This is a genomic window from Ruania halotolerans (assembly GCF_021049285.1).
GTDB lineage: Bacteria > Actinomycetota > Actinomycetes > Actinomycetales > Beutenbergiaceae > Ruania > Ruania halotolerans.
In genome coordinates, this window is the sequence record NZ_CP088017.1 from 1656913 (window position 1) to 1682315 (window position 25403).

Genomic DNA, 25403 nt, shown 5'->3' on the forward strand with positions numbered 1-25403 from the left:
CGCTAGGGGCTATGGCGCAGTTGGTAGCGCGCTTCCATGGCATGGAAGAGGTCGGGGGTTCGAATCCCCCTAGCTCCACAAATTTCTGTGGGGGTCGGCACGCTATGTGCCGGCCCCCACAGATCGTTATTGGCGTGTGCCATGAGGGTGAGCGCAGCGTTGACGCTGCTCGGGCCACGCCGCTGAACTGGTGGCGCGTCGAGGGCAGCATGGAAGAGCCATGCGATGCGTAGGCATGCGTGGGGGAGCGCCTCGTGTTGATCCTCGTGGTCCTCGAGTGACTGGCGAATCGGTCAGTGAGGCTCTGGGCGATCCTGTTGCCCGCGTCGGCTCAGCGCACGGTGAGCGCTCCGCTGGTGCCCTCGAGTGTGACGAGGGAGCCCTCGCGAATGATCTCGGCTCCGCTGATGCCTACGCCTGGGTCGCGGCGAGCTCGGGCTCGTCTGCCGGAGTGTTCCGTCGCCGCCAGTAGTACACGACCAGGGATGCGGTTGCGGCGAGGAAGACCACCTGCATCGCGCTCCGCGGCACCAGTTCGTCCATCACGGAGGTGACGGGGCCATTCAGCGCCTTGTACACATTCGCTGGGAACATGCCCAGCAGCAGGAGAGTCAGTCCGGCGGCGGCCCATGGCGCCGTTCGCGACCACAGCACCCCCACTGCGCCCGCCAGTTCCAGAATGCCGGTGATCGTGACCAACAGCGCCGGAACGGGCAACCCGGGCGGCACCATCGCGATCAGTTCTGCGCGCATCCCGACGAAGTGAACGAGTCCGGTGGTGATGAACAGTGCAGCCACGCCGCCGCGCACGGCCACGGACCAGTGTCTGAGTCGCCGGACACCGGCAACACCCAGCAGGAATAGTCCTGCCGTGACGGCGATCAACATCGACACAGGGGCGAGACCGGGATCCACGAGCAGACCTTTCGAGAGTGAAACTTGTCAGTGACTAGATTCCGTCTTGCACGCCATCTTGTCAATGGCTAGATTTGCGACATGAGCCCGTACCACCACGGCGACCTCCGCCGCGCGGTTCTCGATGCCGCCATCGATGCCATCGGCGATCACGGCCCGGCCGGGATCAGCATCCGTGACCTCGCGCGGCGGGCCGGCGTCTCCCACGCCGGCCCGGTGCACCACTTCGGTGACAAAGCGGGTGTGCTCACGGCTCTCGCGGCCGAAGGTTTCGAGCTGCTCGCAGATGCCTTGGCTGCCGCTGATGCGGATACACAGGACTTCGTCGAGGTCGGTGTGGCGTATGTGAGGTTCGCGATGGACCATCCCGCACATTTCGTCGTGATGTTCAGCCCGGGCCTCTACCGCAGCGACGACGCGACGCTGCTGACCGCCCGGGCGCGCGCCGGCAGCCTGTTGACCAGCGGTGCGGCCGCCGTCAGCGACGATGACATGGCCGGTGTGGCCGCGTGGTCGCTGATGCACGGCTTCGCCAACCTGTACCTCACCGGTGCGCTGCGTGCCGAACAACTCGAGGATCCGGACACCGCTGCGCGTGCGATCGCTCGGCTTCTCTTCCACTGACGCACACCGCGTCCGCGTGCGGTAGCCGGTGACGGCGCAGCCTCGCCTCATGCGCCGATAGCATGGTCGCCAGGCGGTTCCCCAGACACCGATCGATGCCAGTGGGAGGCGGTAGGCCGTGACCGACCTCGTGGTGACCCTACTCGCGGCCGTATCCTTCGGCATCATTGCCCATGCTGTGCGCGTACCGCCGCTGGTCGGATTCCTGGCGGCCGGTTTCGTACTCGGCGCGGCAGGGGTGGCTCCGTTCAGTGGGTTGCCGGAACTCGCGGACCTGGGCGTGACGCTGCTGCTGTTCACCATCGGTCTCAAGTTCGACATCCGGACCATGCTCCGTCCGGAGGCCTACGGCACCGCCTTGATCCACATGGTACTGAGCGTGCTGGTCGGGGCCGGGACGGTCGGCCTGTTCGTGGTCGTGGGCGGGGCGTCCGCCGAGGGCGGCTGGCAGACGCTCGCCCTGGTGGGCTTCGCGTTGTCCTTCTCATCGACCGTGTTGTGCGTGAAAGTGCTCGAGGAACGTTCCGACGACGGATCCTTGTACGGTCAGACAGCCATCGCGATCCTCGTCATTCAAGATCTTGCCGCCGTCGTCTTCATCACGGCCAGCAATGGCAGTCCGCCGAGCCCGTGGGCGTTCGCTCTGGTACTGCTCGTGCCCGCCGCGTGGGTGCTGCGCAAGATCCTGGAGCACGTCGGCCGTGGTGAGCTCCTGATCCTCTTCGGTGTGGCGTTGGCTCTGGGCCCCGGCTACTACCTCTTCGACTCGGTCGGCATCAAAGGCGATCTCGGCGCCTTGGTGGTGGGACTGCTGTTCGCGTCACATCCACGGGCAGTGGTCCTGGCCAAGTCCCTGTTCGGCGTCAAGGAGCTGTTCCTCGTCGGCTTCTTCTTGATGATCGGAATGCAAGCCGACCCGACCTGGAGTGACCTTGGTCTGGCTGTGCTTCTGGTCGCTCTCCTGGTGCCGATCACGATCGCCGGATTCGGGCTGCTCGGTCGAATCTTCGGCCTGCGTAACCGCACGGCGATGCGGTTGGCACTGGTGCTCGGCAATTTCTCCGAGTTCTCCATCATCGTCTCCGCTGTGGGCGTGAGCAGTGGCTTGCTGACCGAGCGTTGGCTGACCATCGTCGCGATCGCCGTCGCAGTCTCCATGGTGACCTCCACGTTGCTCAACGCACGTGGACCACACCTCGCCGGACGTCTGGCCGCGCGATTGCCTGAGCAGGACTCGCGCCGGATCCGCCCAGCGGACCGCCCGATCGACACCAGTCACTCCGATCTGGTGATCCTCGGGATGGGGCGCGTGGGTCGAGCCACGTACCGGCGGTTACGGGAAACCGGGGGACACCGCGTGCTCGGCGTGGACAACGATCACGCGGTGGTGACGCGCCTGCGGGAGGAGGGGTACGACGTCGTCGAGGGGGACGCCACCGATCTGGACTTCTGGCAGCGCATCACCGCCGGCGGATTTGTGGAGACGGTGATCCTGGCAATGCCGATCCATGACTCCAACGTCTTCGCACTCGAGGAACTGCGTGCTGCCGGATTCACCGGTCGAGTAGCGGCGGTGGCCCAGCACCAGGACCAGGTCCAGCATCTTCAGGACGAGGGCGTCGAAGCGGTGTTCAACCTTTACGCCGGTGCGGGCTTCGCCCTCGCCGATCTGGTGGCACCGCAGCACGAGAAGTGATGTCCGTCTGGTGACCTCAGCGCGAGGGTCCGGCCGAGCTCTCCTGCCGGGGCGGGCGAGCCTTGGCCATGGACTTCTCCTTCTGCTTGCGCGTCTCGAGATAGGACTTCTGCGCCGCGTTCGAGAGCAGACCGACCCACCACGGGACCGCTTCGCTGGTGGCTCCGGTCCCGCCGGGTGGCAGTTTGAGCCCGGGATAGCGGAGCCTGGCGAAAGTCTCCGGCATGCGTGCGCCGAGCACTGCGATCGCTACCCGGCCCAGCCCCCACGCCACGAGCAGGCCGTTGACAAAGCCGATCACCACGAGCGCGAAGGGCCACCACGGATGCGTCGTGAACTCGGCCTCGGTGACGGTCAGCGTGGCGAGCGCGAGTGTGGGCGCGCTGATCAGGGCCGCCGCCCAGAAGCCGATCTGGAGCAACAGTGGATTCTCCCCGGCGTCGGTCGCATTGCGTCGTTTGGCCGGATCCACGCCGGCGCTGACACCCACGACGGAGAACAGGGCCGAGATCCCGGCGCCGCCTCCCACCAGTGCTGCCATCACCGCACCGACCGGGACCAGCACGGACCAGCCACCGCTGAGCCACGCGAGGGCGATGGCCAGGACGGCTGCAGGGAGTCCGATGGCCAGCACGATGGCGAGCTGGCGGCCCCGGACATCCGCCCGGATGGTACTGGGGGAGTCGGTGACAGCGAGCATCCACAGCGCCGTCCCGTCCTGCCCGTACAGATTCGCTCCGGAGAGGCCCACCATCATGGCGGCAGCGAGGGCCGCCGCCGGTGCGAACAGGAACAATTCCGGGATCTGTCCGAGGCTGCCGAGGTAGAGGAAGAAGGCGAAGAACACACCGAGCCAGACGGCGGTACGCACCTCCAGGCTGCGCCAGGGGTCGCGCATCCAGCTACGCAGTTCCTTACCCACCACGGCGCCCAGCGGGGTGGGTGCGAGGGACAGCACGGGGTCGCGGAGCGCCTGCCCGCGAGCGACCCGCCGCGAGCCCCACGGCCGACTGCGACGGCGCGCCGTCCTGTTCCCGACGTGCGGGGTGAGCAGAGCCACTGCAGCGGCAACGGTCACGAGGGCAGCGGCTAGCAACGCGCCGATGCGCCAGAACGCCCCCATGGCGTCCCCCGAAGCGGCCGCCGCGAGAGCACCACCCGGCCAGCCGAACGGCAACGCATGCAGCACAGTGGCCGCCGTCCCTTCGCCGATTCCGTCGGCGAGCAAGACCGGGATGGCGATGCCTGCGGGGAACACCACGAGCCAGCCGGCCATCGCCGACGAGATGAGCAGTCCGTACTGCATGGCGGCAATCTCGACGCCCACCTGGGTACGCATCGCCGCTCCGAAGATGGCGTACACGGCGCGCGAGAGTGCCACCAACCCCACGGTGAACAGCACCGCGACGAGCAGACCAAGCGGCGCGAGCCTCAGGTCCAACAGGGCGCCGTGCGCGACCAGCACCAGCATCGCAGCACAGGTCAGGATCGCTCCCGGGCTCACGTACACCGACGCCAGCAGACCCATGCCCAACTGGCGACGGTCAAGTGGCAGCAGCGTGAAGTACTCGGGCCGCAGCACAGAGGCTCCCGAGGCGAGGATCGGCCCGATCACCCAACCCAGCGCCCAGAGTCCGAATATGACGGCGATTACGTCGGCGCGCGCGCCGGGTTCGGCCGCCAGCGTGCCGGCCCACGTCACGCCGACGGCCACCACACCGAGGGCAAGGGCCGTGGGGCGCTTCCACGACTCGTCGTGGGACTGGATGGTGCGACGGAGCCCGATCAGCAGTTCCACCCCGGTCATTGCCCCAGCCATGACAGTTCCTCCTCATTGATGGTGCGTTCGCCGACCAGTGCGACGAATCGATCTTCCAGGCTCCCGGCCCCGCGAACCTCGGCGAGCGTGCCGTCGGCAAGAACCTGACCGTGGGCAATGATCGCCACCCGGTCACACATCTCCTCGACGAGGGACATCACGTGACTGGAGATGACGATCGATCCGCCAGCGGCCACGAACCGGCGCATGATCGCGCGCAGCACACGTGCGCTGACCGGGTCGACCGCTTCGAACGGTTCGTCCAGGACCAGCACCCGCGGGGAGTGCAACAGAGCCGTGGCGAGACCGATCTTCTTGCGCATCCCGGTGGAGTACTCCATCACCAGGACGCCGGAGTCATCGGCCTCGTCGAGCTCGAGGATGCGGAGCAGTTCGGCGGTGCGGGCCGTCACGACGGCGGGGTCCATACCTCGCAGCAGCCCCCAGTACCGCAGCAGTTCACTGGCCGTGAGTCGTTCAGGAAGGGCGAGACCGTCCGGGAGGACGCCGAGCAGTGCCTTCGCCTTCGCGGGCGTTCGCCAGACATCGACCCCGTCGACCCGGGCGGTGCCGGAATCCGGTCGCAGGAGTCCGACGGCCATCGACAGCGACGTCGTCTTCCCGGCGCCGTTGGGTCCGACCAGGCCGGTGAGGGAACCGCGAGGGACTTCTAGGGTGACGCGGTCGGCGGCGAGTTTGCCCGAGAAATCCTTACTCAGGGAGTCGAGGGTCAGTGCTGGTTCAGTCATGCACTCCACTGTGGCGGGCCACCGCAGTGGTGGCTTCGGCCGATCGGCTACTCATCCTGACCGATCGGGTACATCCGGACTGCGGTGCACGCTCCTACTCTGGACGCATGGCCGGTAGGGACGAGGGTGAGCGCGTAGACCCGCACGGCGTCGACCTCTGGCTGCTCCCGGGCGATCTCGCGCGTGCTGTGCAGCGAAAATCACGCCGATCCGGGTCGATCCGCCTGCCGCGCGCACCAGGGATCAGGCATGTGCAACGCACGGCGCGTGACTGGGTGGTGGACTCACTGGTGTTCCTCGGCTGCGTGGCAGGGTGGGCCGCGCAGGCGTTCGGCCTGTCGTCGGCGGCACCGGTGCCCGCCTGGCTGCTGCAGATCGATGTGGTCAGCGGCGCGCTCATGTGCATCGCCTTGTGGTGGCGGCGTGACTTTCCAGTCGTGGTCGGGCTCACCGCTGCAGCGTTCGGCGCCGTGTCCAACACCGGCGCATTCGCGCTCACCGTGGCCTTCTTCTCCCTCGCCCTGCACCGTGGGTGGCGCTGGGGTTACGGGGTGGCGGTGCTGGCGCAGGTGCTGGCTATCCCGCACCTGGTGATGTTCGTGCCCGAGGGAATCGAGAACTCCGCGGTGTGGGCCGTGATCGTGGGCCTGTGGGTGCTGCTTGCCGCAACGGCGGGCCTCATGGTCCGCGCGCGCCGCCAGTTGGTGTGGGTGCTCGTGGCCCGAGCCGAGGAGGCCAAAGAGCAGCAGGCGCGCAATGTTGCTGCCGCGCGCACGGCCGAGCGTGAGCGGATCGCGCGCGAGATGCATGACGTTCTGGCCCATCGCCTCTCCCTGCTGGCGGTCCATGCCGGTGCCTTGGAACTCAGGCTCGATCAGGCTCCTGGAGCACAGGTACCCGCCGACGCGCTGGCGGAATCGGTCGCGGTGGTACGACGCAGCGCTCACCAGTCGTTGGAGGAGTTGCGTGAGGTGTTGCAGGTCATGCGCGGACCGGTGCACGAAGAGGACGATCACGCTGACCACGAATGGGGGACCGCGCCGCCGGCGCCCACACTCGAGGGCTTGCCCGCACTGGTCAATGAGGCGCGCGAGGGCGGCCAGGTGGTGGACTTCGAGACCGCCGAGCTCACCAGCACTGCGGTGCCCGCGTCGGTGCAGCGCACGGTCTACCGGATCGTGCAGGAGGGGCTCACCAATGCCCGTAAGCACTCGCCAGGTACCACTGTGAGAGTTCGCCTGGATGCGCACCTGCGAGGGGCCGCGCCGAGCCTTGCGGTGCGGGTGAGCAACAAGGTGCCTCCGGGCGTCACTGCCGCTGAGCTCCCGAGCGCGGGGACGGGGCAACTCGGGCTCGCCGAACGGGTCGCGGTGCACGCAGGCACCTTCGAGCGCACCGTTCGCGACGGTGAGTACGTGCTGACCGCGCGAATTCCGCTGCCCGCAAGTCCGGCGACGTAGGTTATTGACATGGTGCGGGTGCTGCTGGTCGACGACGATGCCCTGGTCCGCTCCGGCTTGCGGCTGATGCTGGGCTCGGACCCGGAAATCGACGTCGTCGGGGAAGCCGGCGACGGTGCGGACGTCGTTGCCGCGGTCTCGCGCCTGACGCCGGACGTGGTGCTCATGGATGTGCGGATGCCACAGCTCGATGGGGTGGCGGCGACCGCAGCGCTGGCACGTATGGGCGAGGATTCACCGGCGGTGTTGATGCTGACCACCTTCGGTGCAGACGCCACGGTGGTCTCAGCGTTGCGTGCCGGGGCGGCGGGGTATCTCCTCAAGGACACGCCGCCGGCGCAGATCCTCGATGCTGTGCGGCGCGTGGCCGCCGGTGAGCCGGCGTTCTCGCCGGCGGTGACCCGGTCCCTGATTGCACTGGCCACCCACGGAGGGGATGGACGCGCACCGCTCGAGCCCACGGCACGCGAGTCTGCGCTGGCTCGGCTCGAGGTGCTCACCACGCGTGAGCGAGAGGTGGGGGCAGCGGTGGCGCAGGGTCTGTCCAACGGGGAGATCGGCGTGCAGATGCACCTGTCCACGTCGAGTGTGAAGGTGCACCTGTCGGCTGCGTTGGCCAAGCTCGGCCTGTCCAACCGCGTGCAGTTGGCGATCCTCGTGCATACGGCGTCCGGAGATGGCGCGAGCGACTAGCCGCGATCCGGCGCCACCGTGCGGTCAGTGCAGGGCTGCTGTGCCAGATCAGGCGAACTCATCAGCGAGCCGATGATGGCGTGGGTCTTACGTGCGCCTGGCGCGGCCGGTCTCCACGCGGGAGAGGTGCCGGGTATGCGCTCGCGCACCTGAGTCAGATCTACCTTGGTCCGGCGATCGTGGAGTACATCGAGCGGATCGAAGCCACCTTCGAGCCGTACGGGGGCCGGTGGTTGGTCCACGGGACTTCCCCCGAGGTCATCGAGGGAGAACTCGATGGCGACATCGTGATCATCGGCTTTCCCACAGTGCAGGCGGCGCGCCGGTGGTACGACTCACCGGCGTACCGGCACTCACAGATTGATGGTGACGTCCCCGGCTTCGCGCAGGTCCGCAAGGATGCCCTCGACCGCTGCATTCTGTTGCTCGGAGGTCGCCTGCGAGGCGAGCTGATCGCGGACCTCTTCGAAGGGCGGGATCTCGGTCTCGTCACCGGTCTGCTCACCCTGAGCCTCCGCCTGCTCGACGAGGGCGTCGTACTGTTCACGCAGCTCGTCCTCGCTCGGCTCCTCGACGTCCGCCTCGGACTCGATGAACGTGCTGACCTGGTACTGCGAAGCCGCGTCCGCACGCACCTGCTCCTCGGTGACGCCCTGCTCCTCAAGAGCAGCGATCACCTCGTCGGCAGAGCCGAGGCCGTTCTGTGCGGCGACATCTTCGAGGGTGGCCTGAATGTCCTCGTCCGTGGGCTCGATCCCGGCGTCGCTCGCCGCCTGGGTCAACAGGCGGTTGTTCACGAGCAACTCGACAACCTGCTGCTTCAGTGCATCCTGATCGACTTCTTCACCAGTGGTCTGCTGGGACATCGCAGCCTGCTGCAACTGACCCTCGTAACTGCTGAGGAACTCATCCCGGCCGATCTCCTCACCATTGACCACGGCAACCACATCAGGGAGGTCGTCGGTGTCGGCCTCGGGGAACTCCGGGCCGCCTTCGCCCTCGGGCGCCGGGGTATCGTCGGTGGCGCTGGCCGATGGTTCGGTCTCGGCCGGGTCGCCCTCGCCGTCAGAGCCGGATGTGCAGCCGGCGAGTGCGACGACCGCAGCCACCGAGACGGCGATGAGCGGACGCGTGATCGACATGGTGACTCCTCATGGTGGGTACAGACCATGCGACGGTACACATACCGCGCTGGGAGCGAGACCAGGCAATGATCAGGCGACGTTCAGGAACGGGGAAATTGCGGGCGGCGCGAAGGCTGAGGTGATACGTGTCACCCGGTCATGTCACGATAGAAGCACAGACCGACGTGCCGCGTGCCGGTGGGGCGTGGCACATGACCGCAGGAGGAGATCGCCATGTCCACGATGGCAGAATTGCTCGCGCTCGAACACGAAGGCTGGCAGTCCCTGTGCCGCGGCACGGGCGGCGCGCACTACGGCCGCGTGATGACTGAGGACGGCGTGATGGTCCTCGCGCACGGCATGGTTTTCGATCGTGCGGCGGTGATCGATTCTCTCGACCAGGCGCCCACCTGGGACGACTACCAGATCAGCGACGAGCGGGTGGTCGACGGCGCGGCCGGTGCTGACATCCTCGTCTACACCGCGCGCGCCACCCGCGCAGAGCAGCCCCCGTTCGTCGCGCTCATGTCCAGTGTGTACGTTCAGCGAAACGGTGAGCGCCGGCTTGCGCTCTACCAGCAGACCCCGATTCCCGACGCCGCAGGCTCGCCGAGCTGATCGACGAACCGTGGGCGTTCACTCGCCCTCGTTGACCTGTGCCAGCACGCGGTCGCGGGCGTGGGCGAGATGCTCGATGAGCGCGGTGCATGCGCGTTCCTCGTCGCCGTCGCGGATCGCCGCCATGATGGCTTCGTGCTCGCTGACCACAGTGGACGGCGTCGTGCGGCGGTGGGCAGCGTACTGACCCATCGTGAGGTGGATTTCCCCGGAGATCATCTCGTACATCCGCGAGAGTCGTTCGCTGCTCAAGCCGTGCACCAGCCCCCAGTGGAAGGCGATATCAGCCTGCACCTGCTCCGCGAAGTCGCCGCGATCAGCCGCCTGGGTCATGGTCGTCTGCGCCTGGGTCATCTCCGGAGGCAGCCGCTGGTTGCGGGCCAAGTGCGCCGTGGCGGCAGCCTCGAATGTCTCCCGGCTGAAGAACAGGTCTGCGATCTCGGCGGCCGCCAGCTGGGGGACCACAGCGGACTTGTGCGCCACTCGGCGCAGCAGCCCCAAACTGGTGAGACGTTCAAGGCACGACTTCGCCGTCGGGCGAGCCACACCGTACTCATCGGCCACTCGCTGTTCGGTGACCCGTTCCCCAGGTGCAATCTCGCCATTGATGATGCGCGCGCGCAGGGACTCGAAGAGCGCCTCCGTCAGCGACGCAGGGCCGAGTTTGATCTGGCTGCTACTCGTCGACACTCCTCATCCTTCCTGTGCACCGCGGGCGACGGTGACGGCGCCGGCCGGATCCGGCCACGTCATGACGCCTTCTCGGTGTCGCAACTTGACAGACATCATGACAGTTCGTGGCGGTCACCGTCCCACGGATCACCGCAGCCAGTTCAGCGTGTCGCCGGTGGCGCGGGTCGGCTTGTACTCCGCCGCGACGGTTCCGCGGTAGCCGCCGGCGCGCAGACCGGCGGCGATGGCGGCGAAGTCGAGTTCTCCGGAGCCCGGCTCCCCGCGCCCCGGTGAATCGGCGAGTTGGACATGCCCGATCTCGCCCGCCCGCCGTTGCGCCACGGCTGCCACATCGACACCGTTCATGCCCAGGTGGAAGGAGTCGAACAGCAGCGCCAGCCGCGGCGAGCCGACCTCGTCGATCAGTGCCGCGACGTCCTCGTCGTCGTGCAAGGGGTAGGAACCGTTCAGTCCGCGGGCGAGCGGCTCCACCAGGATGGTGCCGTCGATCTCGGCCACGGCCTCCGCGGCTCGTCGATAGGCCCCGACGGCGTGGGCTCGCTGGGCCTGCTCCTCGCCCTCGTCAGGCTGTCCGTAGAGCAGGTTGAACCTCCGGACTCCGGTGGCGCGTGCCAGGCGCAGGAGTGCGCCCGTCGAACGATCGAGCTCCTCGGCGCGCTCGGGCCGGCAGGTCACGCCGCGCTCGCCGCCGGGCATGTCGCCGGCGTAGAAGTTCAGGCCGATCAGTTGCACGCCGGCGTCGGCGATCCGCGCGGCGACCTCGTCCACCCGGTCGTTTCCCGGGTGCGGTTCGGTGAACGGCCACCAGCTCTCCACGGTGCGGAAGCCGGCGTCGGCTGCGGCCTGGAAGCGGTCGAGGTAGTGGACCTCGGTGAACAGGAGGGACACATTGGCGCTGACGTCGTAGTCGTTGAACTGCATGAGCCCACCTTGCCATAGTTGTGCTCGACATGTAAGCATGTATGACAATCAGCGACGATCGGAGAACAGCGGTGACGCTCACGCACGCACAACCCGGCGAGGTCATTGGTCTGCGTACCCCGGAGTGGTACCGCGGTGCCACCCGATGGACGCAGCTGACCTTCACCGACGACGATCCGGCCACTCTGGACGTGGACTTCTGGATCGACGTGATGCGCCGGTCCGCCTCGAATGCGCTGTGCCTGAGCGCCGGCGGCTACATGGCCTTCTATCCCACCCAGATCCCGTGGCACCACCGCAGCGCCTTCCTCGGCGACACCGACCCCTTCGGGGCCCTCGTGGAGGGGGCGCGATCGCTGGGCATGCACGTGATGGCCCGGGTGGACCCGCACGCCATCCACCAGGACGCCGCCGACGCCCACCCCGAGTGGCTGGCCCGGGACGAGGACGGCCAGCCGATCCCGCACAGTTCGGTGCCGGGCCTGTGGTGGACCGACCCGTTCAGCAGCTACCACACCGAGTTCACCACCGAGGTCGCCCGCGAGATCGTGCGCGAGTACGACGTCGACGCGGTCTTCGCCAATCGCTGGGACGGCCCCCGCTCGGTGTCCCACACCGAGGCCACGGCGCAGCGCTTCACTGCCGACACGGGCCTCGCGCTCCCGCGTGTCGCGAATCTGGATGACCCGGCCTGGCCGGCCTATGCCGCCTGGCACAGCCGCCGGCTCAGCGAATTGGTGGTGCTCTGGGATGACGCCGTGCGGGAGATCAAACCGCACGTACGGTTCATCCCCAACCGCGGCGCCGCCCTGACCCGGGACCTGGTTCACGAGCTCGTGGATGACCGCTACCCCATGTTCTTCGTCGACAAGCAGGGCCGTTCCGACCTGGAACCCGCCTGGACACCCGGCCGGATCGGCAAGCGGGCGCGTGGACTCTATCCCGACCGTCCCGTCGCGCTGATCACCTCGGTCGGACCGGAGCACCACGAGCTGCGCTGGAAGGACTCCGTGGCCGACCCGGAAGAGACGAAGGCCCTCGTGGTCGATGGCTTCGCCCAGGGCGCACTGCCCTGGTTCACCAAGTTCAAAGCCGAGAACTTCGATGACCGCTGGGTGCAGCCGATCGTGGACGCCTACCGGCTGCACGAGCGCTGTGAGCCCGTGATCGGGCGGCTGCGGTACACGGCCGAGGTGGCCATCCTGGATAGCCGGGGCACCGCCGGGCGTACGCCATGGACGCCGCCGCCGGGACGAGAGGCCCACGAGGACGGCGTTTACCAGGCCCTCCTGGAGGCGCGGATCCCGTTCGAGTACGTAGCCGACGAGGCGCTCAGTGCCGACCGGCTGGCCGGTATCCGCGTGTTGGTGTTGCCGGCGACCCCCGAACTCACGCCGCAGCAGGTGGGCGTGATCGAGGGGTTCGTGGCCGCGGGCGGCGCCGTGGTGGCTGCCCATGACTCCAGCGTGCGGGGGCCGGCCGGCTCCCGTGAACTCGCCCTCGGTGACGTGTTCGGTGTCCGGCTGCGCCAGGATGTGCGGGGCCCGCTGAAGAACAAGTACATGGCGATCACCGCCGATCATCCGCTGTCCGCCGGCTACGAGGGCGCCCAGCGGATCGTGGCCGGATCGCTTGTGCTCGGAGTCGAGCAGATCCCCACGGCCGAGGGCGTCACGGTCCCGTTCCGGTTCGTGCCGGACTATCCCGACCTGCCGATGGAAGAGGTCTACCCACGCGAAGCACCGGATGAGCCCGCCGTGATCGCCCGCGAGCACGCCTCCGGCGGGCGCACGGTCTACGTGGCCTTCAACATCGGGGAGATCTACTGGGAAGCCCTGCAGTCCGACCACGGACGACTGATCGCCAACGCAGTGCGCTGGGCCCTGGCCGACTCGCCCCGCGTGCAGGTCGCCGGCCGCGGCATGGTCGACCTCGCCGTCCAGGAGGGCGAACGGGAGCTGGCCGTGAGCGTGGTCAACCTGACCAACCCGATGGCCATGCGTGGCCAGGCGCACGAGCTGATCCCGCTCACCGGCCAGAGCGTGCGGGTACGCCTGCCCGAGGGGGTGCAGGAGGCCCGCGCACGCCTCGTCGTCGCCGGAGAGGACGTTCCCGTGAGCGTGCGCGAGGGCCACGCCGAGGTTGCCCTGCCCGCCATCGACCACCTTGAGGTGGTCCACCTGACCTGGTAGCAGGCCGGGCCGCCGGTGCGCCGGCGGCCCGTGCTGTGCGAACCGTAGGCCCCGGACCGGGGCACGACCACAACCGTGCGGACGGCTGTCTGCGCGAAAGGAGGATCTCGTGCGAATCGGATTCATCGGACTCGGAGTCATGGGCGTGCCCATGGCGCTCAACCTCATCAACGCCGGCCACTCGCTCACCGTGCACCGCGTCAAGGAGCGCTCCCAGGTGCTCGTGGAGGCCGGCGCCACCCCGGCCGGTTCGGCCGCCGACGTCGCCCGGGCCGCGGAGGTGGTGATCCTGATGCTCCCCGACACCCCCGACGTCGAGCACGTGCTCACCGCCGACGACGGCGTCCTCGCCGGCCTGGCGCCCGGCACCCTGGTGATCGACATGAGCTCGATCTCCCCGGTCGCCACGCGCAGCCTCGCCGAGCAGGTCGAGGCAGCCGGCGGCGGGTACGTCGACGCCCCCGTCTCCGGCGGTGAGGTGGGCGCCCGCGACGGCGCCCTGACCATCTTCGTCGGCGGCACCGATGAGGCCGTCGAGCGGGCGAGGCCGCTGCTGGAGGTCATGGGAAAGACGATCACCCACCTCGGACCGGCCGGCTCCGGCCAGGCCACCAAGGTGGTCAACCAGATCATCGTCGGCCTCACGATCGAAGCCGTCGCCGAGGGCCTGGCCGTGGCCGAGGCCTCCGGGATCGACCCCGCCGCCGTACGTGAGGCGCTCTCGGGCGGATTTGCCTCCTCGCGCATCTTGGAGATGCACGGCAAGCGGATGGTGGAGCGCACCTTCGACCCGGGGTTCCGGATGCGGCTGCACCGCAAGGACCTGGGCCTGGCGCTCGCGGCCGCCGAGCACCACGGCACCCCGGTGCCCGGCGTGCAGGCCGTCGCCGCGCAGATGGACGCCGCAATCGCCCGCGACTGGGCCGAGCTGGACCACTCCGCGCTGTTCCGCCTGCTCACCGAGGAGCCCACCTCGTGAGCGAGCCCTGGTGGCACACCCCGTTCCGTACCTTCCAGACGAACCTGCGTGAGATCGACGCCGGGCTGGACGTCGAATCCGTGCTCGATGCCATCGAGGACTACGGCGCCGACACCTGGCTGCTCAGCGTGGGCGGCATCATCGCCAACTATCCGAGCGAGCTGGACTGCCAGAGCGTCAACCCCGCCCTGGCCGAGCGCGAGTCCGGCGATCTGATCGGGGACGCCGTCGCGGCAGCCCGGGCGCGCGGTATCCGGGTGCTCGGACGGATGGACTTCTCCAAGATCGACGCCCGCCGCGCCGAGGCGAACCCCCAGTGGTGCTTCGTCAGCCCCGACGGCGCCCCGCAGCTCTACAACGGCTACCGCAGCGTCTGCCCGAGCGGTGAGTACTACCAGAGCAAGTCTTTCGATGTGATCAGCGAGGTGCTCGGCCGCTACGACCTGGCCGGGTTCTTCTTCAACTGGATGTCCTTCAACGAGCGTGACTACAGCCGCCGCTACTGGGGCGTGTGCCACTGCGAACCCTGCCTGGCCGGGTTTCGTGCATTCGCACCCGGCGTCGAGCATCCGCGCGACCCCGGCTCACCCGGCTATCGCACCTGGCAGCGCTTCGCCGCCGGCGTGCTCGATGACCTGACCGCCAGGATGCGGGCGCATGTGCGCTCTCTCGCCCCCGAGGCAGGCCTCATCCTCGGCGACCGGGCCGACATCACCTTCCACGAGGCGAACAACGCCGTCGGGCGCCCGCTATGGCACCACGCCACCGCCGAAGCAGTCAGCGCGGCCCGGTCGGGGGACCCGGCCCGGCCGGTGTTCGTCAACGCTGTGAGCTTCGTGGACATGCCCTACCGATGGGCGGGGGAGGATCCGCACCATCTCGGCCAGTACCTGCTGCAGGCCATCGCCCACGGTGCCCAGCCCTCCACCTACATCATGGGTGGCCCGGCCGACAGCCCCTTTGAGGCGCTGGACGTGGGCCGGCAGATCACGCGGTTCCATCGTGACCACGCCGACGTCTACGCCGGCCTGACCTCCACGGCGAGAGTGGCCCTGGTGCGCACGTCCGCGACCGAGGAGATCGAGCGCCGCACGTCGGAGTTCCAGGGGTGCTATCTCAGCCTCGTCGAACGCCACGTGCCCTTCGACGTGGTCCGTCAGCACCGCCTCGATCAGGTGGCCGCCGACCGGTACGACCTCGTGGTGGTGCCCGACGGCGGGGCGTTGCGCCCCGAGGAGGTCTCCGCCCTGGAGGGCGTACTGGCCGCCGGTGGCACCGTGGCGCTGACCGGGGATTCGGGCTGGTCCGAGGGTGCCCTGCAGCTCGCAGGCGATGTGGCCACGCAGAAGGCGGTGTTCGCCACCGAGGAGTCGGTGCGCTCGCTGCACCTACCCGTGGGCGAGAACGAGGGAGACCTGACCCCCGTCGTCGGCGGCTTCGCCGTGCTCGAGCCCGGGCCGCAGGCACGCTCGGGCTGGCACGCCTGGGGCCGGGCGCTGTATGGCCCGCCGGAGAAGTGCTACGGGCACGACCGCACGGGTCATCCCGGCTGGGTCAGTGCCGATGTGGGCCCCGGGCGGCTGGTGGTGCTGCCGTGGCGCCCGGGCCTGGTCTATCGCGAGGTCGGGCTGTCCCGCGTGCGCGACGCCTGGGTGGCCACGGTGCTGGAGCAGACCCGCGCGGAGGGCGGGCTCGCCGTCGGGACCGACCTGCCCGAGCAGCTGCAGATCGTGCCCGGGCGAAGTTCGGCCGGCCCGGTGATCCACCTGCTGAACCGCTCAGGTGACGCCTCGCAGCGGTTCGTCCAGCCGCTGCCGATCGCTCCCGGCACGGTGCGCCTCCGGCTTGAGCGCGACCCCACCAGGGCGCGCGCTCTGGTGGCCGGAGTGGACCTGAACTGGACTCGTGAGGGCGAGGAGGTGGTGATCCACACCCCGCAGATCGGGGCGTTCGACGTCCTGAACCTCACAGGCGCATAACAACTATACGTGTACTATTGACATACAATCTGGCTGGCGCCAGAGTGATGACGGCCGATGAAGCCCACCTTTCTTCCAACGACGGGAGCACCACGATGCGAGACCTCAATCGACGCACTCTTCTGATCGCCGCGGCAAGCATGGCCGGGGCCGGAACCCTTGCCGGCTGCAGCGGCGTCGGCGGCGGGGGAGGTGGCGGCGGCGATGACGCCTCCGGCTCCGTGCGCTATGCCTTCTGGGGCAACAACGTGCGCCTGGAGAACTACCAGGACGCGTTCGATCGAATGATGGAGATCAACTCGGACGTGACCCTGGAGACGGAGTTCGCCGAGTACAACGCATTCCAGGAGCGGATGACCACCCAGATGGCCGCCGGGAACGTGGCGGACATCTTCTGGATCCCCTCGGCATCCGTGATGAGCTACTACGCGAACGACCTGTACCGGCCGCTCAGTGGCATCTCCAGCCTCGACCTGTCCGACTTCAGCGAGCAGGATCTGCGCGACTTCGAGCTCGCCGGTGAGTTGAACACGATGCCGCACGGGATCTTCGTGCCGGTGCTGCGCAGCAACGTCACCCTCGCCGAGGAGGACGGCGTCACGATCCCGGCGAACTGGACTTGGGATGAGCTGGCCGAGTTCGCCCGTGACTACACCGCCAACAGCGCCGATGGCCGGTTCGCATTGCCGTACAACGCCTCGCACGACCTCACCTTCGAGGCCTGGCTGCGCCAGCACGGCGAGCAGCTGTGGACCGAGGATGGGCAGATCGGCTTCAGCGAGGACGGCCTGGCGAGCTGGGTTGACTGGTGGGAGAAGTTGCGCGCGGACGGGGTGACTCCCGAGCTCGGTGAGCAGGACGGCGTCGAGCCCAGCTGGGAGGACGTGGGCAACCGCACCCTGATGTGGACGGGGAACTCCAACCACATCGTCGACGATGCCACCACCTTCCCGGACCAGGAGTTCGCACTGCACCACATGCCCGAGGCAGCCGATGCCCCGGACGGTCACCAGTTCCTCTACTTCCCGCGGATGGCCATTTACCAGGGCGTCAGCGATGAGCAGGCCGAGCTCGCTGGTGAAGTGGTGTCGTTCTGCACCTCGAACTCGGAGATCCACGAATACGTGGGCCTGACGATGGGTGCTCCGGTGAGCCCGCGGGTGACCGAAGAGGTTCGCGAGTTCGCCAGCGACTACGAGCTGCAGATGCTCGACGTGGTCACGGCGGATCGGGAGATCGAGCGCACGCCCCGCTACGAGGCGCCTCCGGGCACGAACACCTGGCGCACGGAGATGACGCGCATGCTCGAGCGGGTCACTCTCGGTGACGTCAGTGTCTCCCAGGGCGCAACCGACCTGATCGCCGAGATCAACCGCGGCATCGAACGGGCAGCGGACTGAGCCGATGGCTGACACTCTCACCCCTGCTCGGCCGCCGGATACCCGGCGGCCGAAGGCGGGCAAACTGACCCGACAGGATGGCGCGGCGCATGTGTTCATGGCGCCGTGGTTGATCGGGCTGGTCGCGGTGACGGCGCTGCCGATGTTCGCCTCGCTGTACCTGGCCTTCACCGATTACAACATCCTCTCCAGCCCCACGTGGGTGGGCACGGAGAACTTCGAGCGGTTGGTGGGCGATGACCGGTTCTGGAGCGCGGCGGGAGTCACGGTCACCTATGTGCTGGTGTCCGTGCCGCTCCAGCTCGCCTTCGCCCTCGCGCTCGCGCTGATCCTGGACAAGGGATTACGCGGTTTGGCGATCTACCGCAGCGCCTACTATCTGCCCTCCCTGCTGGGAACCAGCGTGGCGGTGGCCGTGCTGTGGAAGCAGATCTTCGGCTTCGACGGGCTGATCAACCAGGCACTCGCCCTGGTCGGGATCGAGGGGCAGAACTGGCTGCAGAACCCGGACACGGCGCTCGGCACTCTGATCGTGCTGAATGCGTGGACGTTCGGCTCACCGATGGTGATCTTCCTGGCGGGGCTGCGCCAAATTCCGGAGGAACTGTACGAGGCCTCCCGGGTGGACGGCGCCTCGATCCTGCGCCAGTTCGCCTCAATCACCATCCCGCTGCTGACGCCGATCATCTTCTTCAACCTCATTCTGCAGACGATCGGATCGTTCCAGGCGTTCACCCAGGCGCACGTGATCAGCAGCGGTACCGGCGGTCCCGTGGACTCCACGCTCTTCTACACGCTCTACATCTACCAGCAGGCCTTCGTGAACTTCGATATGGGATATGCCTCTGCCCTGGCGTGGGTGCTGATGGTGGTCATCGCGATCATCACGGCTGTGCACTTCACCCTGTCGAAGCGCTGGGTCTTCTACGGAGACTGACATGACCGCTCCCACTCTCGACTCCCGACGCTCCCCGAGCACTCCTGGCGACCCACCGGAGCGGACAGTCCTTCCGTCCGTGCGCCGGGTCCGGCGGCGCAACAGCATCCTGCGGCATTCCGGGCTCATCCTGTTCGGGCTCTTCATGCTCTACCCGCTGGCCTGGATGGCGGTGAGCGCGTTCAAACCGGGCTACCTCGTCCTGACTGACCCGAGCCTGATCCCCACTGAACTCACCCTGGAGAACTTCCGCAACGGCTGGTACGTCGGGAACCTCTCGTTCCTGGTGTTCTTCGGCAACTCGTTCGTGGTGGCCGGCAGCGCGATCATCGGCAACCTGATCTCGTGCTCGCTGACCGCTTACGCCTTGGCGCGCCTGAACTTCCGGGCGCGCAAGGTCTACTTCGGGATCGTGCTGGCCTCGGTGATGCTGCCCATGCACGCGACGATGATCCCGCAGTACATCATCTTCTCCGAGCTGGACCTGGTGAACACGTTCATCCCGCTGGTGCTGCCGAAGTTCCTGGCCACCGATGCCTTCTTCATCTTCTTGATGGTGCAGTTCATCCGCGGCATCCCGCGTGAGCTCGATCAGGCCGCGTTCGTGGACGGGGCCGGACCGTTCCGGACCTTCTGGTACATCATCCTGCCGCTGATGAAGCCCGCGCTGATCACCACCACGATCTTCACCTTCATCTGGACCTGGAACGACTTCTTCGGCCAGCTGATCTACCTCACCGATACCTCGGTGTACACGGTGCCGATCGCGCTGAACGCGTTGGTGGACTCGCAATCGAACCAGGGAGTGGGCACGCTGATGGCGATGTCGTTGCTCTCCTTGGTGCCGATCCTGTGCTTCTTCGCCTTCGCGCAGAAGTACCTGATTCGCGGGATCGCCACCACGGGCTTGAAATGAGCGGACGGCTTGACGTGAGCGGCGGGCCTGACGTGAACGGCGGGCCTGTGCGCAGTGCGCTGCTGGTCAAGGCGGCGGCCGGGATCGATGGGGAGCGGGTACAGGCGGCGGCCGGTGCCCGAGCGGTGCACCGGGTGGAGTCCTTCGCCCCGGAGGCGGTGCGAGCCGCCGGCGCCGATCCTGCGCTGGTGGGAGCAGTGCTCGGCGCCGGACCCTCGGACGATCTCTCCGCCCTTCCTGCGCTCACCTGGGTGCATAGCGGGGCGGCCGGTGTGGACGGCTGGCTGAGTGCCGGCTCCCCGCCCGACGGCGTGGTGCTCACCTCGGCGGTGGGCAACGGGGCGATCCCGCTGGCCGAGCATGCCTTGATGCTCATGTTGATGCTGAGCAGGCAGGCGCCGCGATGGTTCGCCGCGCAGCAACGTCACGTGTGGGACCGCTACACCCACGGCGAGTTGGCCGGCGCCACGCTCGGCATCATCGGCTACGGCAACAGCGGCCGCGACCTGGCGCGTAAGGCGCAGGCGTGCCATATGCCGGTGCAGGCGGTGCGGCGTGAGGACAGTGGCGCTGGTACCCACGGCGCAAGCGGTGCGGGTGCGAGCGGATACGGCGACGATGGCAGCGTGGATGACGCCGGTGTGCGGGTGTTCCGCGGTCGCGCCGGGTTGGAGCAGGTACTTGCCACCAGCGATCACGTGGTGGTGACCGCGCCGTGGACACCGCAGACGCAGAACCTGATCGGCACCGCCGAGTTGGCGCTGATGCGCCCGAGTGCGTTCCTCATCGTGATCTCGCGCGGCGGGATCGTCACCGAGGACGCGCTGGTGGGGGCGCTGCGCGACGGTGTGATCGCCGGAGCCGGACTCGATGCGCATGCGACCGAGCCGTTGCCCGCCTCGAGCCCGCTGTGGGATCTGCAGAACGTCATCATCACCCCGCACAACGGGGCCACCACCGCGGCCACCGCCGAGCGCGGCACCGCGATCATGCTCGAGAACGTCTCGCGGTGGTCCCACGGGGAACAGTTGCTGAACGTGGTGGACCGTACGCGTGGGTACTGATCCGGCGGCCGCGTACCCCGGGCGAGGTTCCGGCCTGCGCGTGCTGGTGGCGCCCGACAAGTTCAAGGGCACGCTGACCGGAGCCGAGGCCGCTGCTGCGATCAGCGCCGGGGTGCGGGCAGCATTGCCTGCGGCGCAGATCAGCACGGCGGTGATCGCCGACGGCGGAGAAGGCACAGTGGAGGCTGCGGTGAGCGCCGGTGCCCGGGCGAGCACCGCCGTCGTGACCGGCCCGCTGGGAGCGCCGATCGAGGCGCGCTGGTGCACCCATGGTGACCGGGCCGTGATCGAGCTGGCGGCAGCCAGCGGCCTGCAACTGCTGGCGCCCGATCCGAGCACGGCTCTCGCGGCGACCAGCCGCGGCACCGGCGAGCTCATCGCCGCAGCCTTGGATTCGGGTGCGAACGAGATCCTCCTCGGCCTCGGTGGCTCGGCCTGTACCGACGGTGGAGCAGGTCTCCTGCGGGCGCTCGGTGCGCGGTTCCTGGCCGCGGACGGTCAGGAGATCCCGGACGGCGGGGGAGCGCTGAGTGCCCTGGACCGCGTGGAGCTGAGCTCGCTGGACCCGCGGCTGCGCCACGTGCCGATCACGGTGGCCGCCGATGTGCGCACGCCACTACTCGGGCCGGCGGGCGCCGCTGCAGTGTTCGGACCGCAGAAGGGCGCCGGGCCGGCGCAGGTGGCCCAGTTGGAACGCGGGCTGGCGGTGCTGGCCCAGTGCTTGCAAGCGGCCACGGGCCGAGACGCCGCGGCGCTCGACTGGGGCGGCGCGGCGGGCGGGTGCGCCGGTGGGCTGAACGCCGCGCTCGGGGCCCAGTTCCGGCCCGGTCTGGACGTGGTGGCCGAACTCGTGGACCTGACTGCACAGGTGCGCCGGGCAGACCTGGTGGTGGTGGGCGAGGGCAGCCTGGACAAGCAGTCGCTGCAAGGAAAGGCGCCGGTGGCCGTCGCACGGCGGGCACGCGCGGCGGGTGTCCCGGTGCTCGCCGTAGCCGGACGAGTGACGGTCGATCGGGCGGTGCTCGCTGCCGAAGGAATCCTCGGCCACGCCGCGGCGAGCGAGCACGCTCCCTCGCCCGCAGACGCGCTGGGCCCGCGGGCGGGGCACTGGGTGAGTGTGGCCGCCGAACACGCGGTGCGTACGTGGCTGGGCGGGGCCGCGGTGCGAGAGGATGGCCGTTCAGCCGACTCGATCTAGGAAGGGCGTCGATGCCGACCGCCACCGTTCCACCCACGATGCGCGCCAGTCTTCTGATCGCGCCCGAGCAGCTGGAGATCCGTGAGATCGCCACGCCCGAACCGCGCCCGGGGGACGTGCTGGTGCGGATCGAACAGGTGGGCCTGTGCGGATCGGATGTGCACTTCTTCACCCATGGCCGGGTCGGCTCCCTGGTGGTGGCCGAACCGCTGATTCTCGGCCACGAGGCCGCCGGCGTGATCGCCGCGGTCGGTGCGGGTGTGCCCGAGCAGCGGCTGGGGGAGCGGGTGGCGATCGAGCCTCAGCGGCACTGCCGGGAGTGCTCCTACTGCCTGGACGGGCGATACAACCTGTGCGAGTCGATGGAGTTCGCCTCCGCGCCACCGGTGCATGGCGCGTTCGCCGAGTACATGAGTGTCCCGGCGATGTTTGCCCACCCGATCCCGGACGTTATGACGTTCGAGCAGGCCGCACTGGCTGAGCCGCTTTCGGTGGGCTTGGCGGCTGTGCGCAAGGTGCCGGTCACCGAGAACCGGGTGCTGGTGGCCGGTGGCGGCCCGATCGGCGTGCTGACGGCGGCCGCCGCCCGTGCCCACGGCGCCCGGGAGGTGGTGCTCACCGATCCCATCGCGACGCGCCGGGCGCACGCCCGTGCGCTTGGCGCCACGACCGCCGTCGGCCCGGACCAGCTCGGCGACCACATCGGGGGAGGGTTCGAGGTGTTCGTGGACACCTCCGGCGTACCCGCCGCGATTGACGCGGGACTGCAGGCGCTGCGCCCGGGCGGCAACGCCGTCATGGTGGGAATGGGCCATGACCGGATCGACCTCGACCTGTTCCGGGTGCAGTCCTACGAACTCCACCTGCATGGGTTGTTCCGGTACGTCCGGACCTGGCCGACGGCGATCGATCTGATCGACCGTGGCGTGGTGACTGTGGATCCGTTGATCTCCGATCGGACCGACCTGGGCGGTTTACCGCAGGCGATGCGTCGCAACGGCGACCCCGAGGTGATGAAGATCCTGATCAACCCGCAACAGTAGTCAGGCAGCTAGTCAGGCAGTGCCGCTGAGCACATATGCTCCTTATTGTGACTGGTGGTGACCGGGGGACTCCGCCGCTGGTGCGCCGCAGCCCGCCGGCGATCGCCGGCTATTCCCTGACGGCGTTCGTGGTGCCCCTGCTGATCGTCGCGCTGGCACTGGGGCCACCGATCCTGCTCGGTCTGGAGGACGTACTGGCCCCGCGAGGAGCCGGTGAAATTTACGCGGCAGCGGTGGTGCTGTGCGCGGTGCCGCTCCTGCGCTTGTGCACGTATGAGCTCAGCCTGACATTGGACACCACCACGCACGTGCTCACCGTGGAACGCCGGTTCTGGTGGGGGCGACGCGTGCGCTACGTGCCGGTGGGCCAGGTGGAGCGCTGGTACACGCTGGAGAGCATGGGGATGGTGGTGCTGCGGCTCGGTGTCGACCGACCGGTGCGCCTGTGGCTGCACACCCCGCAGAGCTCGCCGAACCGGCGCCCGCGTTCGGTCGAGCTCACAGTCGCCTGGTTGCAGGACGTGTTGGGCGAGCGGCGTGATGCGGCCCGGGAGCCCGCGGCGTCGCGGCGGGCCAAGCGGTTGCTCATCTCGAGTGTGCTCGCCGGCGTGGTGATCGCCGGCAGCGGATTCGGGTGGCTCCTGGTGGCCATGATCTGAACGGTGTGGCCGACCCGTGTGGCGATTGGTGGCCGATCACATGTAGTTGCCGGCCACCTGCTCCAGGTTCGCCCACGCGGCATCCACGGCGTCGGCCCGACCGTCCGCTGCCAGGCTCAGCGCATCGAGCATCACATGCCAGCCGACGGCGAACTCCGCTGCCGGTTCGGCCAGCACCTCGCGATGAGTGAGGGTGAGTAGGGTTCCCGAGCCGGTCGGCTCGACGTGCCAGACCACCTCGGAGTCGGGCACTCCCTCCCACACCCAGCCGTGCACCAGGCGGCCGGTACCATCCGGCCCCTGGGGCGGGGCGGCTGCTGTGACGGTGCCGGTGGCAGTGCCTTCCTCGCCGAAGTCGAAGGTGACGGCGCCGCCGTGGCGGGCGTCGATGCTGCATCCGGGCAGCCATCTCTCCAGCAGTTCTGGTTCGGTGAGCCAGGCCCACACGCGGTCGGGGGTGTGCGGCAGGTGGCGTTCGAAGTGGATGCGGAACGTGCCGTCCTCGCCGATCCCCAGGGTGCCTCGATTGGTGTCCGTGCGGTTCATTGTTCTCCTTCACCTTTCTGCATCTCTTCGCCCAGCCGGTCCAGTGCGGAATCCCACCGCACGCGTTGCGCTTCGAGCCAGTGCTCCACCTCGGCCAGCGAGTCCGGGCGCAGGGCGTACCGGCGCTGCCGCCCTTCGGCCCGGACCGTGAGCACACCGGCCTCCACCAGCACGCCCAGGTGCTGGGAGATCGCTGGCCGTGAGATCGAGAAATGGGAGGCGATCTGACCGGCGGTGCTCGCACCGCCGGTCAGCACCTCGACGATCGCCCGCCGATGCGGGGCTCCCAGTGCCTCGAACACGTCCATGAGAACATGTAAGCAAATGCTTACGCGTATGGTCAAGTGTGATTCGGTGGGTGGGAGTGAGCGCGATGACCGCGAGCGCTCCACTGGTGGATCGAGACTGATGGCCGACCGAATGCGGTCATACCTACCGGTCCCTACGATCGGCCGCATGGTGTGTCTGATATCGCACGGTCCCGCGCCGGCGGCGCCAGGCTCACGACGTCATCGGAGATTCATCGACTAGAGGAGGCGCACAGTGTCGAGCGAGGCGGACGACCAGGCCACGAGGCAGGGCCGCAACGGCGGGCAGGACCACTCGAAGGAGCAGGATCGCTCGAAGAAGATGTACCTGCGGTTCGCCGCGATGTTGCTGACGGCGATGGTGGTCATGTACTGGGTGATGTTCGTCGGCTCGTGGGAGTGGGGCCACGTTCGCTTCAGCCAAAGCCGGATGTTCATGGCAGTGACCATGGGTGGCGCGATGGGGCTGGTCATGCTGGCGTGGATGCTCAACATGTACAAGAGCACGAGAGCCAACATCGTGGTGGTCGTGGTCAGCCTCGGGTTGCTCGCGGGAGGGACGTTCCTCGATCGAAGCCAGGCCACAGTGGATGACACGGCCTTCATGAGCGCAATGATCCCCCATCACTCTCTGGCCATCACACGCTCGGAGCGCGCGGGAATTGAGGACGTACGAGTGTGTGAGCTCACCGTCGAGATCAGCGAGGCTCAGCGCCGCGAGATCGCGGAGATGGACTGGCTCATTGAGGACATCGAGGAGAACGGCATCGCCGCGACGCCGGAGGAGGCCGAGGCGCGCCCCGTGCCGGACTTCGGCGAGCCTGCCGAGCGTCAGTGCGCAACCGAGTGAGTGGGGCCCCCGCCCGCCAG

General features: G+C 68.3%; 24 protein-coding genes, 1 tRNA gene and 1 pseudogene. 18 read left to right on the plus strand and 8 right to left on the minus strand.

Features of this window, described 5'->3' with window-relative positions; translation table 11 throughout:
• Positions 1 to 5 precede the first annotated feature (5 nt).
• Positions 6 to 78, plus strand: a tRNA-Ala gene (locus LQF10_RS07260).
• Between the two features lie 333 nt (positions 79 to 411).
• On the opposite strand, the gene LQF10_RS07265 is transcribed toward LQF10_RS07260, so the two are convergent.
• Positions 412 to 915 (minus strand): DoxX family protein, encoded by a 504-nt coding sequence (locus LQF10_RS07265; protein WP_231066810.1) that lies wholly within the window; start codon positions 913 to 915, stop codon positions 412 to 414.
• Positions 916 to 996: 81 nt separating this feature from the next.
• On the opposite strand from LQF10_RS07265, the gene LQF10_RS07270 reads away from it, so the two are divergent.
• Positions 997 to 1539 (plus strand): TetR/AcrR family transcriptional regulator, encoded by a 543-nt coding sequence (locus LQF10_RS07270; protein WP_231066811.1) that lies wholly within the window; start codon positions 997 to 999, stop codon positions 1537 to 1539.
• A gap of 118 nt (positions 1540 to 1657) precedes the next feature.
• Positions 1658 to 3235 carry a cation:proton antiporter family protein gene (locus tag LQF10_RS07275; protein WP_231066812.1) on the plus strand — a complete coding sequence of 526 codons (1578 nt, stop codon included), beginning with the start codon at positions 1658 to 1660 and terminating at the stop codon, positions 3233 to 3235.
• 16 nt (positions 3236 to 3251) lie between these two features.
• Here LQF10_RS07275 and LQF10_RS07280 read toward each other — a convergent pair whose 3' ends face one another.
• Together LQF10_RS07280 and LQF10_RS07285 are read right to left on the minus strand one after the other, a co-directional pair.
• The gene (locus LQF10_RS07280; protein WP_231066813.1) at positions 3252 to 5054 is read right to left on the minus strand and encodes a hypothetical protein; all 1803 of its coding nucleotides are present in this window, start codon (positions 5052 to 5054) and stop codon (positions 3252 to 3254) included.
• Positions 5039 to 5803, minus strand: coding sequence for an ABC transporter ATP-binding protein (locus LQF10_RS07285; RefSeq protein ID WP_231066814.1), 765 nt, complete (start codon positions 5801 to 5803; stop codon positions 5039 to 5041). Before LQF10_RS07285 ends, LQF10_RS07280 begins: the two co-directional genes overlap by 16 nt.
• Before the next feature lie 107 nt (positions 5804 to 5910).
• On the opposite strand from LQF10_RS07285, the gene LQF10_RS07290 reads away from it, so the two are divergent.
• From LQF10_RS07290 to LQF10_RS19470, 3 genes and pseudogenes are all read left to right on the plus strand, one after another.
• Positions 5911 to 7263 carry a sensor histidine kinase gene (locus LQF10_RS07290; RefSeq protein WP_231066815.1) on the plus strand — a complete coding sequence of 451 codons (1353 nt, stop codon included), beginning with the start codon at positions 5911 to 5913 and terminating at the stop codon, positions 7261 to 7263.
• A gap of 9 nt (positions 7264 to 7272) precedes the next feature.
• Positions 7273 to 7956 (plus strand): response regulator, encoded by a 684-nt coding sequence (locus LQF10_RS07295; protein ID WP_231066816.1) that lies wholly within the window; start codon positions 7273 to 7275, stop codon positions 7954 to 7956.
• A gap of 80 nt (positions 7957 to 8036) precedes the next feature.
• Positions 8037 to 8297, plus strand: a pseudogene (locus LQF10_RS19470) (DUF1330 domain-containing protein); the annotation flags it as partial.
• A gap of 12 nt (positions 8298 to 8309) precedes the next feature.
• Here LQF10_RS19470 and LQF10_RS07300 read toward each other — a convergent pair.
• Positions 8310 to 9098 (minus strand): SurA N-terminal domain-containing protein, encoded by a 789-nt coding sequence (locus LQF10_RS07300; protein ID WP_231066817.1) that lies wholly within the window; start codon positions 9096 to 9098, stop codon positions 8310 to 8312.
• A 216-nt stretch (positions 9099 to 9314) separates the two neighbouring features.
• On the opposite strand from LQF10_RS07300, the gene LQF10_RS07305 reads away from it, so the two are divergent.
• Complete coding sequence (locus LQF10_RS07305; protein WP_231066818.1) at positions 9315 to 9698, plus strand: nuclear transport factor 2 family protein; 384 nt, start codon at positions 9315 to 9317, stop codon at positions 9696 to 9698.
• Between the two features lie 18 nt (positions 9699 to 9716).
• Here the strand turns inward: LQF10_RS07305 and LQF10_RS07310 are convergent, their stop codons facing one another.
• Positions 9717 to 10388, minus strand: coding sequence for a GntR family transcriptional regulator (locus LQF10_RS07310; protein ID WP_231066819.1), 672 nt, complete (start codon positions 10386 to 10388; stop codon positions 9717 to 9719).
• Positions 10389 to 10517: 129 nt separating this feature from the next.
• Entirely contained in the window at positions 10518 to 11312 is a 795-nt protein-coding gene (locus LQF10_RS07315; protein WP_231066820.1) for a hydroxypyruvate isomerase family protein, read from the minus strand.
• 71 nt (positions 11313 to 11383) lie between these two features.
• Here LQF10_RS07315 and LQF10_RS07320 point away from each other — a divergent pair, with 71 nt between their 5' ends.
• The 10 genes from LQF10_RS07320 (at position 11384) to LQF10_RS07365 (ending at position 23679) form a co-directional block, all read left to right on the plus strand.
• On the plus strand, positions 11384 to 13504 hold the full coding sequence (locus LQF10_RS07320) for a family 10 glycosylhydrolase (RefSeq protein ID WP_231066821.1): 2121 nt from the start codon (positions 11384 to 11386) through the stop codon (positions 13502 to 13504).
• Positions 13505 to 13613: 109 nt separating this feature from the next.
• Positions 13614 to 14483, plus strand: a complete 870-nt coding sequence (locus LQF10_RS07325; protein WP_231066822.1) for an NAD(P)-dependent oxidoreductase — start codon at positions 13614 to 13616, stop codon at positions 14481 to 14483.
• Positions 14480 to 16462 carry an alpha-amylase family protein gene (locus LQF10_RS07330; protein WP_231066823.1) on the plus strand — a complete coding sequence of 661 codons (1983 nt, stop codon included), beginning with the start codon at positions 14480 to 14482 and terminating at the stop codon, positions 16460 to 16462. The genes LQF10_RS07325 and LQF10_RS07330 overlap by 4 nt, the downstream gene beginning before the upstream one ends.
• Before the next feature lie 95 nt (positions 16463 to 16557).
• Positions 16558 to 17862: an ABC transporter substrate-binding protein gene (locus LQF10_RS07335; protein ID WP_193495774.1), complete on the plus strand. Its 1305-nt coding sequence runs from the start codon at positions 16558 to 16560 to the stop codon at positions 17860 to 17862.
• A gap of 4 nt (positions 17863 to 17866) precedes the next feature.
• Complete coding sequence (locus tag LQF10_RS07340) at positions 17867 to 18799, plus strand: carbohydrate ABC transporter permease (RefSeq protein WP_231066824.1); 933 nt, start codon at positions 17867 to 17869, stop codon at positions 18797 to 18799.
• 1 nt (position 18800) lies between these two features.
• Positions 18801 to 19715, plus strand: a complete 915-nt coding sequence (locus LQF10_RS07345) for a carbohydrate ABC transporter permease (RefSeq protein WP_231066825.1) — start codon at positions 18801 to 18803, stop codon at positions 19713 to 19715.
• A 14-nt stretch (positions 19716 to 19729) separates the two neighbouring features.
• Positions 19730 to 20779, plus strand: a complete 1050-nt coding sequence (locus LQF10_RS07350) for a D-2-hydroxyacid dehydrogenase (RefSeq protein ID WP_231066826.1) — start codon at positions 19730 to 19732, stop codon at positions 20777 to 20779.
• A complete protein-coding gene (locus LQF10_RS07355; RefSeq protein WP_231066827.1) occupies positions 20769 to 21977 on the plus strand; it encodes a glycerate kinase in 1209 nt (402 codons plus the stop codon). Before LQF10_RS07350 ends, LQF10_RS07355 begins: the two co-directional genes overlap by 11 nt.
• Before the next feature lie 11 nt (positions 21978 to 21988).
• On the plus strand, positions 21989 to 23020 hold the full coding sequence (locus LQF10_RS07360; RefSeq protein ID WP_231066828.1) for an alcohol dehydrogenase catalytic domain-containing protein: 1032 nt from the start codon (positions 21989 to 21991) through the stop codon (positions 23018 to 23020).
• Positions 23021 to 23067: 47 nt separating this feature from the next.
• Positions 23068 to 23679, plus strand: a complete 612-nt coding sequence (locus LQF10_RS07365; RefSeq protein WP_231066829.1) for a hypothetical protein — start codon at positions 23068 to 23070, stop codon at positions 23677 to 23679.
• Between the two features lie 36 nt (positions 23680 to 23715).
• On the opposite strand, the gene LQF10_RS07370 is transcribed toward LQF10_RS07365, so the two are convergent.
• Positions 23716 to 24225: an SRPBCC domain-containing protein gene (locus LQF10_RS07370; RefSeq protein WP_231066830.1), complete on the minus strand. Its 510-nt coding sequence runs from the start codon at positions 24223 to 24225 to the stop codon at positions 23716 to 23718.
• Positions 24222 to 24533: an ArsR/SmtB family transcription factor gene (locus tag LQF10_RS07375; RefSeq protein ID WP_231066831.1), complete on the minus strand. Its 312-nt coding sequence runs from the start codon at positions 24531 to 24533 to the stop codon at positions 24222 to 24224. The genes LQF10_RS07370 and LQF10_RS07375 overlap by 4 nt, the downstream gene beginning before the upstream one ends.
• Positions 24534 to 24768: 235 nt before the next feature.
• On the opposite strand from LQF10_RS07375, the gene LQF10_RS07380 reads away from it, so the two are divergent.
• On the plus strand, positions 24769 to 25383 hold the full coding sequence (locus LQF10_RS07380; protein ID WP_231066832.1) for a DUF305 domain-containing protein: 615 nt from the start codon (positions 24769 to 24771) through the stop codon (positions 25381 to 25383).
• Positions 25384 to 25403 lie beyond the last annotated feature (20 nt).